This window comes from Novosphingobium sp. BF6 (assembly GCF_058273105.1).
This window is the reverse complement of the sequence record NZ_CM177776.1, coordinates 1,800,481-1,815,924: the sequence shown is the minus strand read 5'-3', so window position 1 is coordinate 1,815,924 and position 15,444 is coordinate 1,800,481. Positions and strand designations below refer to the sequence as shown.

Here is a 15,444-nt window from a genome sequence, read left to right as displayed (position 1 = left end):
TTTGTCCGAACCAGGGAGACAAGAGGATGATCCGAAAGGTATGGCTGGCATTGGGGGGAGCAGCCGCAATGGCGGTGCTCCTCAGCCCGGCGGCGCTGGCACAGGATGGCCAGCCCACTGCGGACGGCGGCACCAGCAGGGGGCGCACCGTTCGCACCGATGCGGTGAAGATCAACACCTACAAGATCATCCTCGTGGGCGATTCCACGATGGCCCCGACGAGCGGTTGGGCGTCGATGTTCTGCGCGCATCACGTCAAGTCGTCGGTCGCCTGCCTCAACCTGGGGCGCGGTGGCCGGTCGACGCGCAGCTATCGCGCGGAGGGATCGTGGGACGGCGCCATGGCCGAGGCGAAGGTGCCCGGCTACCGCGCGACATACGTGCTGATCCAGTTCGGCCACAACGACCAGTCCTCGGTCGCCGAACGCTGGACCGACATGGCCAAGGAATTCCCGGACAATCTGCGCCGCATGGTGGAGGAAGTTCGCGCGGCCCGCGCTATTCCGGTGCTCGTCACCCCGCTGACCCGCCGCGAATTCGTGAAGGGCAAGCTCAACAACACGCTGGAGCCGTGGTCCGCCAAGGTCCGCGAAGTGGCTAGCGCGCTCAAGGTGCCGCTGGTCGATCTCAATGCATCGAGCGCGGCTTTGGTCCAGCAGATGGGGGCAGAAGCGGCCACAACGCTGGCACAGACCGGGCCTAACGCCGAGGAACTTGCCGCCGCGCGCGCAGGCTCCACACTCAAGCCGCGCTCGGCCGAAGATGCGCGCCTACCGCCGGTACCGACCGGGGCCGATGGCCCGCGTGGGCAGTTCGTGCGCAAGTTCGACTATACTCATGTGGGCGACAAGGGCGCGGACGTCTTCGCTGCGCTGGTGGCGCGGGATCTAGCCCGGGCGGTGCCCGATTTGCGCAGCCAGATTGCTCCATAATCGATCGGTTGCGAAATTGGTCAGGCAATTGCCTCGATTTGGCATGAACGCTATGTAGTGGGCGTGACAAAGAGAAAGATGACGTACCATGGCTGACAGGTTGTTTCAGGGCATTGCCGACCAGATCGTCGCCTTGATCGACGAAGGCGTGTTCCCTCGGGGAACGCGCCTGCCGGGTGAGCGCGAACTGGCGGAGCGCTTCAACGTCAGCCGCGTCACCATCCGCGAGGCGGCGATCGCGCTGCAGGCGGTGGGTGTGCTGCGGATCAAGACCGGCTCAGGCATCTACGTGGCCGATGGCACGGATCGCAACGACGACACGCTGCTGCCCAAGGTCAGCGCACTGGAACTGACCGAGGCGCGATCGCTGTTCGAATCCGAGGCGGCGGCGCTGGCAGCCCCGGTGATTTCGGCCGAAACGCTGGCGAAGCTCGATGATCTGCTGGCCGCCATGGCGGTCGAGCAGGATGACGAGAAGTCGACCGAGATCGACCGCGAATTCCACATGACGATTGCTTCGGCATCCGGCAATGCGGCGATCACGCATGTGATCCGCACGCTCTGGCGCCTGCGCACCGAACTGCCCGAAGTGCGGCACACCCATGAAAGCGTCTGCCATCACGACGGCATGACCCGGCAGGACGAGCACGCCGCCGTGGTGGAGGCGCTGCGCAGCCACGATCCGCAGGGCGCGCGCCTGGCGATGCGCCAGCACTTCCAGCGCCTGCTCGGCTCGATGCTGGACGCCACGGAGGAACGCGCCATCTCCGAACTGAAGCGCAAGGCACAGGAAAGCCGCGAACGCTTCCTGATGAGCGCAAAGATCTGACGCCCGGAACGCAGAGGAGCCTTCCCATTACCGGTCCCATAGTCTGTTTCGGTGAAGTGCTGCTGCGCTTCGCCACCCCTGGTTCGCGCCTGACGGTGCAGTGCGATGCCCTCGACATGGTCGTCGGCGGGGCGGAAGCCAATGTCGCGGCGGGGCTGGCCTCGTTGGGGCACGAGGTGCGGATGCTGACGCGCTTGCCGTCGAGCCCGCTGGGCGACAAGGCGCGCGCGGTCCTTGGCGCCGCCGGTGTCGACACCACGCATGTCGGCCGCGATGCGGGGCGCATGGGCCTGTATTTCCTGGAGAGCGGAGCGGGCCTGCGGCCTTCGTCGATCACGTATGACCGTGCCGATTCGGTGTTCGCCGGATCGACGGCGGAACAGTTCGATTTCGCGGCGGCCCTTGATGGCGCGCGGCTGCTCCACCTGTCGGGGATCACGCCGGCGCTGGGCCCCGGCGGGGTGGCGCTGGCGCAAGCCGCCGTCGCCGCGGCCAATGCGGCCGGCGTGCCGATCTGCTTCGACGGCAACTACCGCGCGCTGCTGTGGGATGCATGGGACAGCGATCCGCGCGCGATCCTGACCGACCTGATGCAGTCGGCGACGGTGATGATCGGCAACCATCGCGACATCTCGCTGCTTCTTGGCACGACTTTTTCGGGCGAGGGTTCGGAGCGGCGACGCGAGGCTGCGGAGGCGGCTTTCGCAGCTTTCCCGCGGCTGCAGTTGATCGCCTCCACCGCGCGACATGTGGTCAATTCGAATCATCACCGCATCGCTGCAAGGCTCGATGCACGCGATGGCGCGCACCAGACGGACGAGGTTGATGTCACCGGCATCGTCGATCGCATCGGCACGGGCGACGCCTTTGCTGCCGGCGTGTTGCACAAGTGGCTCGACGCTTCAGGACTGGTGGAGACAGCACAGGCAGGTCTTGCCTACACGGTGCTCAAGCATACGATGCCCGGGGACATTTGCTTGATTGGGCCCGAGGAACTAGATAGGTTCTCTTTATCCGCCAGCGACGTCAGACGTTAAGCTTGCGCAAGGAGCTCCAAGCCATACGCTTTTCGCTTCTACGGATTCTGGCGCGCGGGCTGGATTTTGGTCGACATCATCGCGCCCGTAGCCGAAATTGATAACGGCTCGCAAAAAGGTCGTTTGTGAGCAGTGAGATTGAGCGCCCTAAATGGCAGCTAAGCTTGTATTGACCATCGCAAAGGTGTTTGGCCGGAATGCGCCCATTCCGGTCATTCCCAGTTGCTCGGCACCATCTTGGAACCTGCCATAGGGGCATCCTGAATCAGCTCTTACGAAGAGCGACGCGGCGTGGCCTTGATTATCGGGGAGTAGGCATTCCAAAAACGACAATGAGCCCGGCTACCGGCAGGATACAGAAGAACCATAGCATCGCGGCGATCACGATGGTCGCGGCCGGTTGCGCAACGGGAAGGATCGCCAGAACCAGCAATACGGTCCCGGCAGCGCACCAGGCCGCTCGATAGATGTTGTGTCTTCGGGATGCGCCGCGCCGGATGGCACCGAAGCCGGTCACGGCAAGGATCAGGGACAGGGCCATGCTCACCATCATCGCGCAGCGCCCCCGGGCGACTTGCGATCAAGCTTGCCTGCCGAAATCCACAAGATGAAGCCTATCGCCAGCGCCGTCAGATCTGCGCCTGAGCGTATCCCATCACCAACAGCCAACGTCGACATCAGCGGCATTCCCGCGAGGGCAGTACTCAACGGAATAGTCAGGCAGAGCAGCGCCGCCGCACGCAACTGCTCTGTCCATGCGCGGGCCCAGGGCCGTACAACGGCATGCAGGAGGCTCAGCAGCCAGGCGAAAAAGTAAATGGACGCTGCCAGGCTGTGCCGGTCTTCGACGCCGGAAGGTAATGACTTCTCGCCGTGGAGATAGGCGGCGCAGGCGATGATATTTCCGGCGATTGCAGCCACGGTTATCCGGCTCGCCATCGCTTGGGAGCCCGACATGCCCCGGCGGGCGCGTTTCTCGGTGAACAGCACCAGTCCCGCCGCGACCATCGCCGCGCTGCAAAGCCCGGTCAGAAAGTAGAGCCAGCGCGCGCCGACGCCGCCCCACTCGATGAAGTGCAGTCCGGCGAGGAAGGATTGCACTTCCCTTGCAGGCGAGCGCTTCACCAGCACCCGCAGCAACCTGCCGTCAGTGCCGGCGAAGTCCACACGGTCCGGGAAATTGGCGATGCGGTCGTCGCGCTGGCGCCAGATTTCGACTGCGGCGTTGGCGCGGTTGGGATTGGCGACATAGATATTCACCGAAGGCCCACCGCCCCAGGCTTTCTCGGCGCGCGCCACCAGCGGCATCAGCTCCACCGTGCGGCGAACCGGTCCCGGCGGCGTGTTCTTGTCGATGTAAACCGATTGTGCCGCCGCGCTCTGATAAGCTTTCACGTCGCCGCCGTTCAGCATGGCCACCCCGGCGGGGATATAGGCGTAATAGATCAGAACCAGCCCGGTATAGGCCATCATCACGTGGAACGGCAGTGGCAGCACCGAGAGGACGTTGTGCGCGTCCATCCACGCCCGCTGGCGCGAGGCCCTGGGGCGGAAAGTGAAGAAATCGCGGAAGATCCGCTTGTGAATGATGACCCCGCTGATCGAGGCGGCCAGCATCGCCAGGCCTGCCGCGCCGACGATCAGGAAGCCGAGCTGGCTGGACTTGCGGTCGATCCCCAGCGTGTAGTGATAGCGCATGAAGAAGAACCCCGCGTCCATGTCGCGCGGGATGCGTCTGCCGGTCTGCGGGTCGAGCCGATGCGTCGTGGCTTTGCCTGCGCGGTCGGTCCAGACGAGGCGCAGCACCGGCTCGCGCGGGGTGGGGATCACGATCCGCCACTGCCGCGCATCGGGTGCGACGCGGGTGAGGTAGTCCCGCCCTATCCTTACCGCATGGCTGCGATCGATCGCGACGGGAGAGCGCAGTTCGGGCGTCGTCCATAGATTGATCTCGGTATAGAATACCGCCAGCGATCCGGTCAGCAGCACCCCGAAAAGCACCCACCCGAACAGCAATCCGCACCACGTATGGAGCCAGCCCATCGACTGGCGCAGCGTGTCTTTCACCGCCAGCCTCCCGGTATCGCGGCCAGCATCAGGCAGATCGGCAACACCGTGCCCGCCAGCAATTCCAGCCACACGCGCCGCGCGCTGCGGAGCGCGAAGGCCCGCAGGATCACGACGACGAACAGTACGAAGGCGAGGCAGGTGGCGAGGATAGTGGCGTCCACCGCCTCCATCGGCAGCAGCCGCACTGCCGCGCCGATCCAGGCGTAGCATAGCGCATAGGCCCCAGCGCTCGCCGCCAGCACGCGCGCGGTGACGGTGCGCCAGCCGGGTTCCTGCCTCGCCATACCGTCAGAACCGCTGCTCGAAGGTCACCGCCACGCTGCGCGGTTCGCCGAGGATCCACTGCGAGGTGGAATAGCTGTTCTGGACGTAGATCTTGTCGAAGACGTTGCGCAGATTGAGCGTTAGGCTCGTCTTCTCGCCAAGGTCGTAGCGAGCCGAGGCGTCGGCCAGCGTGTAGGCCGGGATGAGCCGGGTATTGGCGGCATCGGAATATCGCTTGCCGACATAACGCAGCCCCGCGTCGAGATGCAGCGGCTGAAGCGGTCGCCACGACAGCCAAAGGTTGGCCGCCTGCTCCGCCACGCCGATCGGCATATTGCCATCCCGGCTGACCAGTGCCGTGCCTACCAGTTCGTCGAAATCGTCGTATTGTGCCTTCAGGATCGTGCCATTGGCGAGAATGCTGAAGTCCCTCGTCACAGCCAGCCCGAACGAGGCCTCGACGCCGTAGGACGACTGCTGGCCGACCTGCACCGATGCCGTGGGATCATTGGCCGAGCGGGTCAGGATCTTCTTCTTGACGATGCGATAGGCGGACAGGGTGAACTCGCCGCGTCCGTCGAGGAAGGTGGCCTTGGCCCCGGCTTCCCATTGCCGCCCGGTCGAAACGTCGAAGCTGGTCTGCGCCAATGTGGCGGTAAGCAGCGCCGTCACCGGATCGGCGGCCGCCGAATATTGCGCGTAGAGCGAGACCGTATCGACCGGGTTGTAGACCAGCCCCACGCGCCAACTGGTGCTGGGATAGCGCGCGGTATAGTCCGTCGCGGGATCGAGCGCATCGTGGCGCTCGGTCTTCGGGCGGTCGTACCGCAGGCCCGTCACCAGCGAGAGCCGGTCGGAGAAGGACAGTCTGCTCTCTCCGAACAGCGCCCATTGCTGCACATCGGTCTTGTACTTGTACCGCGTGCCGAAAGTGCCATCGAGGAAGGTCCCCGGCGTATAGTCGTAAGGATCGATCAGGTCGAAGCGCGTGTTGGGCGAGCTGTCGGTGCGCAGCAGGTCGCCGCTATTGTACTCGCCGCCGAGGCTCAGGCGGTGGTCCAGGCCGAACAGCTTGTGGTCGAACACGGCGTTGAAGCGGTCGCCCCATTGCTTGGTCTTGTAGAAGATTTCCAGATAGCTGGAGCGGCGGATCTGGTCACCGGACCAGGCATAGCCTTCGGCATTGCGCCAGTGCTTGAAGCCGGTGAGGTAGTAGGCGACATTGGTGATCGTCACCCCCTCGGCAGGCGTCCATTCCGCCTTGGCCTGCGTCCAGGCATCGTCGAAACGCAGCGAACTGTCGGCGATGTTGTAGTTCTTCTTGCGGAAATCGCGTACCAGCTTGCCGTCGCGCAGCGGGGTGCCGTACCAGATCGTCGGGTCGAGATCGGCGCGGTCGTGCGTCAAGGTCAGCACCAGATCGTCGCGGGCCTGCCAGCGCAGCGCCGCCGAGAGCGCCAGACTGCGCGACCGGCCACGCTCCATCCACCCGTCCGAGCGATTGTAGCTGACGTCCACCCGGTAGGAGAGCCTGTCCCCGATCGGTCCGCCAATGCCGCCCGCCGCCGCATAAGTATCGAAGGAACCGCCGCTGAGGCGCACTTCGCCCTCGACATGATCGGTATTGGGCTGCTTGCGCACGACGTTGATCGCGCCGCCGATGCCGCCTTCGCCGTAGAGCACCGAAGCCGCGCCGCGCAGCACTTCGATTCGCTCGGCCATCCACGGATCGGCGGGGAAGGTCTGCGTGGTCGTGGTGTAGACGCGCATCCCGTCGTAGAGCTGCATCACCGAGGTATAGCCGGTGAACCCGCGCGAACTGAGCGAATAGCCGAAGGCCGAACTGTTGTTGATGAGCCCCGGCGCCCGTGCGGCGGCAGCGACGACGGTGCGGTCGCCCAAGCTGCGGATCATCTCCTTGGTGATGACATCGACACTGGCCGGCGTCTGCATCGGCGTCAGCCCGAGGCGGCTCGACGCATTCGCCGTCTGGTCCAGTTGCAGGACGCCGGCCTTGCGCGCGGTGACGACGATGCTTTCCGCCCGGCTTTCGGTGTTGTCCGGCCCGGAGTCCTGCGCCTGTGCGGATCCGGCAGCCAGAGCGAGCGCGCCCAGCGACGCGCCCGCGTGCAGCAGGCCGGAAAGAAGCGTTCTGGTTTTCATGATAGTATCCCCGTTGCGTTTCCCAGTCGAACGGACAGGTTCCCGCGTGAGGGACTTCCCCCGCGCGGGCGCAGCGGCGGAATCCGGGCGCGAACGAGCGACCGGCGAAACCCGCCGTTGCGGCCTGGCCGCAAGTTCGTCGCTCAGACGGAGTATACCGTGCCGCGGCCATCCCCTGGACCAAGGCAAGAGCGACCGGACGCTGGCAGGTCTCCTGGCTCACGGGTCGTCGCGCGATGCACGGCCTTCCCAGGCCTCGCAGGAGTTAGCGTCCGGCCCAGTGGCTGCGGCAAGGCTCCTTGGCCTGCCGCGATATGCATCGCGCTCACCGCTTACAGTTGCAGGGACAGCCTCGGCTTCGAAGGACGAGCCCTCTCACCGTGTTCCCTTTTAAGCCTCTTTCGAAGCACCAACGCGATCTCATCCCCCGTCAGGGGGACGGCTGGGCACTATGGGTTATCGAACGGGATAGCAAGAAATTCGTGGAGTGTAGGATTTGGTCATGACTCGACGGCCGGTATGCGCTCATCCCGTTCGCTCAGCGGCCATTTTGGCCATCGCGAAAGCTGACTTTCGGAATCGCTGGACGACGCCCGCGCCGATGGGTTGAAGAGCACATTAGTCGGCTGCGCGCCTAAATTCCGATGAAAATCAAGAAATTGACTTGGGCTGGGCAAAGTGGTGTGGATTCCCGTGGCGCGCAGAACCAGTTGAATTTAAAAGGTTGAACAGTTCCAAACTTGTCGATGAGGTGCGTGCATGCCTTCCTCTTCCCGCTTTTTAGCCCTTGCAGCGGTCGCCACAGCATTGGCGCCGTCGAACTCTTTTGGCCAATCCACGGGACTAGAGGATATGGTCGGGGCACGAGCTGGGCAAGCTGAGGCGGAACTGGAACGTCGCGGGTATCGCAACGTGGGCGGTGAGAAGGGCGACGATCGCAGTTATGCCTATTGGTGGAGCAAGGACCGCCATCAATGCGTGACCGTCGCAACGATGGACGGGCGCTATAGTTCGGTCACGCCAACGCTACCGGCCGACTGCCGAATGGGCGCCGGCCCCAATGATCGCCGCGCTACTGAGTATGATCGTCGTAGCGCCCCTTCCCACGGCTACGTCGCCGGAGACGAACTTTCCCGGATTTGTCGGAACGAGGCCAGTGCCCGATTTGATCGCCGTCCAAGTGAAGTCACAGCAAATGCCCCCATCCAGCAACGCAACGGCTACATTGTGCAGGGCTGGTATGACCGCAGCGACGGCAGCAAAGGGACAAAATTCTTCAACTGCCGCTTCGATACCGATGGCCGGTTTCTGGGCGTGGACTAGGTCGTGAACCCATAGATGGGACGCCAACGGCAGGGGATCGAACCCGCAACCTAAGCCGTAAGGCTCAGGATCACTGTGGTGATACGTCTACCAATTCCGTCACGCTGGCCCCGGCGGTTTAGCGCAAAGTTGGGCACGCCGCCAACAAAGACCTTTCCTTGGCGCTTGGGAGGTGATTCTGGCTCGGCATGAGCCGATACGATCTGACCGACTTCGAATGGCGCGTGATCGAGCCGCTGCTGCCCAATAAGCCGCGAGGCGTGCCCCGTGTTGATGATCGTCGCGTGCTGAACGGTATTTTTTGGGTGCTTCGGTCCGGTGCGCCTTGGCGCGACCTGCCTGAACGATACGGTCCGCGCACCACCTGCTACAATCGCATCGCTCGATGGCGAAAGGCGGGCGTCTGGGACCGGATGATGGACGTCCTCACCGCCGCCCACGATGGCGATATACAGATGATCGACAGCACGTCCGTTCGCGCCCACCAGCAGGCCGCGACGGCAAAAAGGGGGATCGAGATCATTGTCTCGGTCGTTCCCGAGGGGGCTCGCGACAAAAATCCACGCGGTCGTCGAAGGGCAAGGCGTCCCGATCCGGTTGAGCCTGACCGCCGGGCAAAGCCATGACGGTCAAACTGCTGATGGCCTGCTCGACCATGTGGGTGCCGGAACGATAGTGCTGGCCTATAAGGCATACGATGCCGACCGCATCCGGGCGTCTCTCCGCGAGAGGGGCGCATTCGCCAATATCCCACCGAAGTCCAACCGCAGGTCGAAACCGTACTTCAGCACTTGGCTCTACCGCGAGCGGAACCTGATCGAACGCTTCTTCTCCAAGCTCAAGCACTTCCGGCGTATTGCTACCCGCTACGATAAGCTGGCCGAGAACTTCCTCGCCATGGTCCAACTCGCCTCTATGTGGCTACGGGTTTATGAGTCATCGTGTGATTGCGGCTGCTTCGCTCGGACCTCGGTTGCAGCGCACACTTCTGGTTGTCGAATCCTGAAGGAAGGAAGCAGCCATGAAGCACTATGCCGGATTGGACCTGTCGATGGAATCCACGCAGGTCTGCATCGTTGATGAGAATGGTCGGAAGCTGGTCTCGGAGAAAGTAGAGAGTTCCCCCGAAGCGATCGCCATGATGCTGGAGGGATATGGTCCTATCGAGCGAGCCGTGATCGAAACTTGGGGCTTGTCACCGGCGATCTGCCTTGGTCTGCGTGAACTGGGTGTCCCGGTGGTGTGCATCGATGCCCGGCAGGCGCACCAGAGTCTGAAGGCAATGAAGGCGAACAAGACGGATCCGCACGATGCTGCTGGGGCTCGCGCAGCTTAACCTTCCCCAGTTCGGTTTCGGTCAACCCGCGATTTTTGCGAGCAACACCAGTTAGGCCCCCGTCCGTTTCGATAAGATAATCCGACAGACCGGTCAGATTGAAACGGCCCCTCTTCAAAACCCTATCTGTTTCCGAATGGTGTTGTCACCAGATCGGCAGAGATCACCCCGCACGGCGCCGCCGATGTATACACCGCACTTATACATATCCATAAAAAGAGATCATTTCCGTTATCATTATCGAGGCAGTAGCAATTGGCATGCTCCGGAAAAACGGACGTCATAAAAAACACGGGAGAGAACTTTGAAAGCAGTTTGGCTTGCATCCGCCGGCAGCATTGCACTTATCGGAATTCATGCTTCTGCCCATGCGCAGTCCGGGACTACGCATGGCCAAGATCCAGACTCCGCTACGGCCGATTCAGCAGCATCGCAGACCTCGATCGCGGAGATCGTCGTAACCGCTCAGCGCCGCCCGGAGCGACTTCAGAATGTGCCGGTAAGCGTCACTGCAATTGGTGCAGATACGCTTAAGGAACGCGGTCTGAACGAGGCGACGCAATTGACGATCGCGACCCCGAGTCTTCAAATCGGGCAGGAGAGCAGCTTTTCAATCCGCGGCATCGGTACGCTGGCCTTCTCGACGACGATCGATTCGAGCGTAGCGATGGCGATCGACGATGTGAACATTGGCAGGCCACTTGCGGGCGGCAACGCTTTCCTGGACGTTGCGCAAGTTGAAGTCCTCAATGGCCCACAAGGTCTCCTTTTCGGCAAAAATGCATCCGCAGGCCTGATTAATATCACGACGGTTCGCCCCCGGATCGGGATCACCGAAACCCTTTTCGATCTGGAGGCAGATGCCCGGCCCGGCGGCAGTGAAGGCGTCATCGCGCGTGCGACTGTAAATCTTCCTGTATCGGCAAATTCAGCGCTGCGTGTTAGCGGGATCTACAACTATCAGGATTCCCTGACTGACCACGTTTCGGGCGACGTTCCCGCGCGATACGAAGACTCAAATCGTCAGTTTGGTATTCGGGGCAAGTACCTCTTCGAGGCGACGGACAATCTCTCGATCTACCTGATCGGTGAGTACAACGAGCAACACGGCCTTTCCGGATTCGCCGATGGCACCTACCGTTCGCTTGGGCTCAATTCTGTCAACACGCCCTTCCTTCCCACTACAAACTACGAGCCTGGCCCGAAAAACCTGACGGCGGTTTCCAATGCTCCAGGTTTCCGCGACCTGAAGAACGGCGGGGCCCAGGCAAGCATTTCGTATGTGACCAGCGGCGGCGTTGAGATTTCGGATATTGCGGCATGGCGCTTCTACGACTTTGATCAACAGAATGACGGTGATATTACTCTCGGCGATGGTTTGGATCTGAACCGTAGCGGATCAAAGTACAACCAGTACACGAACGAATTTCGTGTGGCCCTACCGGCGGATTCCCGTCTAACGGGGCAAGCTGGTCTGTATCTTTTCCATTCGACTCTCGATGGAACAACGAACCGTGCAGGAAGCAACTTCTTCCCGGCCTTCCTCCTTCCCTCGTTCCCATTCTGCGTCGGCGCCACGCCAGCGGCCGGAGGACCACCCAACTGCTCTATCAACAACGATTATTTCCTGGGAACAGACAAGTTCTACAATCTCAAGACAACCAGCTATGCTGGATTCGGTCAGTTCACCTATCAGCTGTTTGAAAGCTTCAAAATCATAGCGGGTGCACGCGTAACGCGCGATGAGATAGAGATCGACCTTACCCAGAACCAGCTGAACTATTTTGTACCGTTCGGCGCGCGAGGCGTCTTTAACCAGAGCTATCGCAATACTAATCTCAGCTGGCGCGCTGGTGCCCAATACAATCCGACTGAAGCCATAATGGTTTATGGTACGTTTGCCCGTGGCTACAAAGGTCCTGGCTTCAACGATACGCCCGCCACCGCGAACGCGGACCTGACGATCAAGCCCGAAACCTCGGACAGCTTTGAAATCGGCCTCAAATCTACGTGGCTTAACCGCAAGCTTACGTTCAACGTTACAGCATTCCACAACACTCTTCACAACTATCAAGCGCAGGCATTCGATACGGATATTAGAACTTTCCTCGTCAAGAATGCCGCGAGCGTAAAAAACAAGGGTGTTGAAGTCAGCTTCGTTGCACGACCCATCCCTCAACTTACGATCAACGGCTCCACAACGTTCCTCGACTCAAAATTCGAATCCTTCGCTGGTGCACAATGTTACCCCGGCCAGCCTGACCCGAGCTGCAACGTCGACAACACTTTCGATGCGGGTGGACTGAGGACGCCTAGTTCTCCAAAATTCTCCGCGACCATGTCCGCGACATTCGAACAGCCGGTTTCAGACGGGCTCTCGTTCGTCGCCGACGTGAACTACTATCACCGCTCCTCGATCAACTATTTGATCAACGGCGCCCCCGGCGCGACGGTGTCGCCGATCGATATCTTGGGCGGCAGTATCGGCTTCCGCGGAAGCAATTGGACAGTGGCAGTATTTTGCAAGAACTGCACCAACAAGATCTTCCCGAACTACATCGGGTTGGAATCAGGCGACGCATCAGCAGGGATCGCGAGCTACGTCCAGACACTAGGTTACAATTCAGTACGCACGATCGGCGCACGTCTGAACTTCAATTTCTAATTCTCGAAAAGGTAATACAATCATGACCCTCTATCCAGCCGCCTGCATCGAGTGGATCTTTGCGGACGAAGATCGCGGTTTCGTCGATCGCGTCCGTGCAGCGAAGGACGCAGGTATCGATGCGGTTGAATTCCACCTCTGGAAAGACAAACCCATCGAGGAACTTGCCCAGGCTCTCGCCGAGACTGGTGTCAAACTGACAAGTTTCTGCGTCGATCCACGCCGCAGCCTCGTGGACCCGGCTGAGCATGATGAGTTCGTTGAAGCCGTTCGCGGTTCCATCGAGGCCGGAAAAGCCCTCGGATCGCCGCCCATGATCATTGCATCCGGGTTCAACGTGCCGGGCCTGAGCCATGAAGAACAGCATGAAAACGCTATAGTTGCGCTTCGCCGCGGCGCAGAGTTGGCCGAGCAAGCAGGCGTGATGCTCCTGCTCGAACCTTTGAACAATCGGGTGGAACTGCCCCTCATCTATCTGTCGAGCACAGCACAGGCGCTCGATCTTATCGAAGCGGTGAACAGCCCCAATCTGCGGCTTCTCTACGATATGTACCATTCAGCCGTAATGGGTGAAGCCGTCCCCGGCGTACTTGGAGACCGTGCGCACCTCGTCCACCACGTCCAAGTCGCTGACACCAATGGCCGCCATGAGCCTGGGACTGGTGAAGTCGACTGGACCGCAGCGATGGAGGAGCTGCTTGCCTTGGGCTATGAGGGCGGCATCGGCTTCGAATATTTTCCGACGATGCCGTCTGCCGCTTCCGTGGCGGCGGCACGCGCAAAAATCAGCATTTGATCAGATCCGGTCGGGAATAAAGACATGAGCAACATCCGGTGGCAATATGCGGAGCATTGGCGGACCTGGTCGCCCAAAGGCCCAGTCAACCAATTCTCCTCCCGGCGCGAAATGGATCATTTCATAAAGCAGCTCTCTGCGGTCGGATTTGAGGGTCTCGGGATGTTTGCCTGGAACCTGATGGCAGTCTCGGCCATGTTCGGCTCCCCGAAAGGGTATCGTGAGTTCATAGCTGAACGCGGCCTCTCGCAAATCGTCGACATCTTCTTCGCGATGCCCCAAGCCACCCAGGGTGTTGCACCGCATCGCCGGGATACTCACGATCTGATCGTACGGATTCTCGAAGGCTTTGTTCGCGCGTCTGCGGGAACCGGCGCTGAAAATCTCGTCGTTATGCCAACCAATGCCCATAACAATATGGAGCCGGTAACCGACGAAAAAATTCAGATTCTCGCCGAACTGTGGAACCGCGTCGGCAAGATGGCCAAGGGATACGGGCTTAAGCTTGGATGCCATCATGAATTCTGGGGCGGTTTGAGAACACGCGAGCAGATCGATCGCTTCTACGAGCTCACTGATCCCGAATATGTTTACCTGTTCATCGATACCGCGCAGCATGTCATTGCAGGCGTGGACCCTGTCGATCTCTATGTGCGCCATCACGATCGCGTTTCCGGATTTCATTTCAAAGACACCAGGCATGTAGATCTGGTCGGCGACTACCGATCGCATCCCGATGCGGAACTCGTCGCTTCGACTACGCCGCGGTGGTTTTACGAGATGGGGACGCCAGGCGGATTGGTCGACTTTCCCGCGCTTATGCACGCCCTGAAAGAATACAACTATCAAGGCTGGATCGGGGTGGAGCACGACAAGGCGGATATTGGCGGATCGTACCCTGAAAGCACGGCGCTGGCGATGTGGTACGCCCGCAATGTCCTCTCCAAGATTTACAGTTAGGAAGCACGGATGCCTATTCGTTGGAGTTACGCCCTCAACCAGTGGCGCAACGGGCATGATCGTTTCGTTCTGCGCAGCGATCACGAAACCGCGTTCAAAACCGTCTCGATTTCGGGTTTCGACGCCGTCGAACTCGAAGCCGGCTCAGGCAGATGGGAACCCTTGGGGCGAGAAGACTGGATCGAGTTGCACTACGGGTCTGTCAGGGGCTTGAGAGATTCAATGTCGTCCTGCGCCTTGCAGGGAGCCTCTAGCTATGTGTTCGACCCCGCAAATCCGATCTTCGAAGAAGGCGCATTCGGTCGTTCGGTTCTCAACGCGGACGATCATGTTGCAATCGCCAGAACGGCTGAGCAATATTGTCGCCTGCTTCCCCGGCTTGGCGGAGATACTCTTGTGGTGCGCGCGTTGCCGACCTATGCGGCAACGAAAATGACGGCACCGGAAGCTGTTTCTTTTGCTGCCGAATGCTGGAACAAGGTTGGCGCGATTGCGGCAAGTCACGGCGTACGGCTCGCCTTGAATGTCGATTGCCTTTCCGTTCTTCGCACGATCGAAGATGTGGGACTGCTGCTGGAACAGTGTGATCCGGACACTGTCGGACTGTCGATCGACACCGCCGATGCCGTCATTGCCGACATTGATCCAACTGAACTTTTCGAGCGATTTGCCTCGCGCACTTGGCACGTTCAAATCAAGAACACGCGGTTCGTGGACGAATTGGAAGAATACAAATTACCTAACCCCGAAAAGACCATGATCGGTGGCGGCGGCAAGCGCGAAATAGAACGTTGGTATTGGGAACTGGGGGATGAAAAGGGGCTGGTCGACATCCAGCGCTTTTACAGTGCTTTGGTAGAGAACGATTTCGACGGATGGATCGTGGTAGACAGCGAGCAAAGTCCCGTACCGGCAACCAGCACTATGCTCAACGGGTGGTACGTGAACAACACGCTGCATGCCCATACAGCAGACCGAGCAGCTTGACACGCTCCAACCGCATTCGACCAGTCAAAATGGTGGAGGTCTAAGCCATTGCATATAGGCCTGCACACTTCATAAGAGGGTC

13 protein-coding genes, 1 tRNA gene, 1 pseudogene and 1 riboswitch are annotated in these 15,444 nt (G+C 60.7%); of the genes and pseudogenes, 10 read left to right on the top strand and 5 right to left on the bottom strand.

The annotated features are described in order from the left end of the window. The first annotated feature begins 26 nt into the window (after window positions 1-26). The 3 genes from AC4D6D_RS23010 to AC4D6D_RS23000 all read left to right on the top strand — a co-directional run bounded on the left by AC4D6D_RS23010 (window position 27) and on the right by AC4D6D_RS23000 (window position 2,798). Window positions 27-932, top strand: coding sequence for a rhamnogalacturonan acetylesterase (locus tag AC4D6D_RS23010; protein ID WP_491327827.1), 906 nt, complete (start codon window positions 27-29; stop codon window positions 930-932). 88 nt (window positions 933-1,020) lie between these two features. Further along, window positions 1,021-1,761 carry a FadR/GntR family transcriptional regulator gene (locus AC4D6D_RS23005; RefSeq protein WP_491327826.1) on the top strand — a complete coding sequence of 247 codons (741 nt, stop codon included), beginning with the start codon at window positions 1,021-1,023 and terminating at the stop codon, window positions 1,759-1,761. Between the two features lie 26 nt (window positions 1,762-1,787). Beyond that, complete coding sequence (locus AC4D6D_RS23000; RefSeq protein WP_491328801.1) at window positions 1,788-2,798, top strand: sugar kinase; 1,011 nt, start codon at window positions 1,788-1,790, stop codon at window positions 2,796-2,798. Between the two features lie 301 nt (window positions 2,799-3,099). On the opposite strand, the gene AC4D6D_RS22995 is transcribed toward AC4D6D_RS23000, so the two are convergent. From AC4D6D_RS22995 to AC4D6D_RS22980, 4 genes are read right to left on the bottom strand one after another with little or no spacing between them, the layout of a single operon-like run. Continuing rightward, window positions 3,100-3,351 carry a hypothetical protein gene (locus AC4D6D_RS22995; protein ID WP_491327825.1) on the bottom strand — a complete coding sequence of 84 codons (252 nt, stop codon included), beginning with the start codon at window positions 3,349-3,351 and terminating at the stop codon, window positions 3,100-3,102. Next, the gene (locus AC4D6D_RS22990; protein WP_491327824.1) at window positions 3,348-4,865 is read right to left on the bottom strand and encodes a PepSY-associated TM helix domain-containing protein; all 1,518 of its coding nucleotides are present in this window, start codon (window positions 4,863-4,865) and stop codon (window positions 3,348-3,350) included. The genes AC4D6D_RS22995 and AC4D6D_RS22990 overlap by 4 nt, the downstream gene beginning before the upstream one ends. Continuing rightward, complete coding sequence (locus AC4D6D_RS22985) at window positions 4,862-5,152, bottom strand: hypothetical protein (RefSeq protein WP_491327823.1); 291 nt, start codon at window positions 5,150-5,152, stop codon at window positions 4,862-4,864. Before AC4D6D_RS22985 ends, AC4D6D_RS22990 begins: the two co-directional genes overlap by 4 nt. A 4-nt stretch (window positions 5,153-5,156) precedes the next feature. After that, on the bottom strand, window positions 5,157-7,295 hold the full coding sequence (locus tag AC4D6D_RS22980) for a TonB-dependent receptor (protein WP_491327822.1): 2,139 nt from the start codon (window positions 7,293-7,295) through the stop codon (window positions 5,157-5,159). A gap of 187 nt (window positions 7,296-7,482) precedes the next feature. Beyond that, window positions 7,483-7,724, bottom strand: a riboswitch (cobalamin riboswitch). Between the two features lie 330 nt (window positions 7,725-8,054). Between AC4D6D_RS22980 and AC4D6D_RS22975 the strand changes: the two genes are divergently transcribed. Further along, window positions 8,055-8,618: a hypothetical protein gene (locus AC4D6D_RS22975; RefSeq protein ID WP_491327821.1), complete on the top strand. Its 564-nt coding sequence runs from the start codon at window positions 8,055-8,057 to the stop codon at window positions 8,616-8,618. Window positions 8,619-8,639: 21 nt separating this feature from the next. Here the strand turns inward: AC4D6D_RS22975 and AC4D6D_RS22970 are convergent. Then, window positions 8,640-8,727: transfer RNA gene (locus AC4D6D_RS22970), tRNA-OTHER, on the bottom strand. A 79-nt stretch (window positions 8,728-8,806) separates the two neighbouring features. Here AC4D6D_RS22970 and AC4D6D_RS22965 point away from each other — a divergent pair. The 6 genes and pseudogenes from AC4D6D_RS22965 to AC4D6D_RS22940 all read left to right on the top strand — a co-directional run bounded on the left by AC4D6D_RS22965 (window position 8,807) and on the right by AC4D6D_RS22940 (window position 15,362). Further along, window positions 8,807-9,698, top strand: a pseudogene (locus AC4D6D_RS22965) (IS5 family transposase). After that, on the top strand, window positions 9,640-9,954 hold the full coding sequence (locus AC4D6D_RS22960) for an IS110 family transposase (protein WP_491327820.1): 315 nt from the start codon (window positions 9,640-9,642) through the stop codon (window positions 9,952-9,954). The pseudogene AC4D6D_RS22965 and the gene AC4D6D_RS22960 overlap by 59 nt, the downstream one beginning before the upstream one ends. A 304-nt stretch (window positions 9,955-10,258) precedes the next feature. After that, window positions 10,259-12,619 carry a TonB-dependent receptor gene (locus AC4D6D_RS22955; protein ID WP_491327819.1) on the top strand — a complete coding sequence of 787 codons (2,361 nt, stop codon included), beginning with the start codon at window positions 10,259-10,261 and terminating at the stop codon, window positions 12,617-12,619. Window positions 12,620-12,641: 22 nt separating this feature from the next. Continuing rightward, entirely contained in the window at window positions 12,642-13,415 is a 774-nt protein-coding gene (locus AC4D6D_RS22950; RefSeq protein ID WP_491327818.1) for a hydroxypyruvate isomerase family protein, read from the top strand. Window positions 13,416-13,439: 24 nt separating this feature from the next. Then, the gene (locus AC4D6D_RS22945; protein WP_491327817.1) at window positions 13,440-14,375 is read left to right on the top strand and encodes a sugar phosphate isomerase/epimerase family protein; all 936 of its coding nucleotides are present in this window, start codon (window positions 13,440-13,442) and stop codon (window positions 14,373-14,375) included. A gap of 9 nt (window positions 14,376-14,384) precedes the next feature. Then, a complete protein-coding gene (locus AC4D6D_RS22940; protein ID WP_491327816.1) occupies window positions 14,385-15,362 on the top strand; it encodes a sugar phosphate isomerase/epimerase family protein in 978 nt (325 codons plus the stop codon). The last annotated feature ends 82 nt before the right edge of the window (window positions 15,363-15,444 follow it).

Coding starts and splice junctions, on each gene's coding strand:
- AC4D6D_RS23010 (WP_491327827.1), top strand. CDS start 27: ATGATCCGAAAGGTATGGCTGGCATTGGGGGGAGCAGCCGCAATGGCG.
- AC4D6D_RS22995 (WP_491327825.1), bottom strand. CDS start 3,351: ATGATGGTGAGCATGGCCCTGTCCCTGATCCTTGCCGTGACCGGCTTC.
- AC4D6D_RS22940 (WP_491327816.1), top strand. CDS start 14,385: ATGCCTATTCGTTGGAGTTACGCCCTCAACCAGTGGCGCAACGGGCAT.
- AC4D6D_RS22950 (WP_491327818.1), top strand. CDS start 12,642: ATGACCCTCTATCCAGCCGCCTGCATCGAGTGGATCTTTGCGGACGAA.
- AC4D6D_RS22985 (WP_491327823.1), bottom strand. CDS start 5,152: ATGGCGAGGCAGGAACCCGGCTGGCGCACCGTCACCGCGCGCGTGCTG.
- AC4D6D_RS22960 (WP_491327820.1), top strand. CDS start 9,640: ATGAAGCACTATGCCGGATTGGACCTGTCGATGGAATCCACGCAGGTC.
- AC4D6D_RS23005 (WP_491327826.1), top strand. CDS start 1,021: ATGGCTGACAGGTTGTTTCAGGGCATTGCCGACCAGATCGTCGCCTTG.
- AC4D6D_RS22975 (WP_491327821.1), top strand. CDS start 8,055: ATGCCTTCCTCTTCCCGCTTTTTAGCCCTTGCAGCGGTCGCCACAGCA.
- AC4D6D_RS22945 (WP_491327817.1), top strand. CDS start 13,440: ATGAGCAACATCCGGTGGCAATATGCGGAGCATTGGCGGACCTGGTCG.
- AC4D6D_RS22980 (WP_491327822.1), bottom strand. CDS start 7,295: ATGAAAACCAGAACGCTTCTTTCCGGCCTGCTGCACGCGGGCGCGTCG.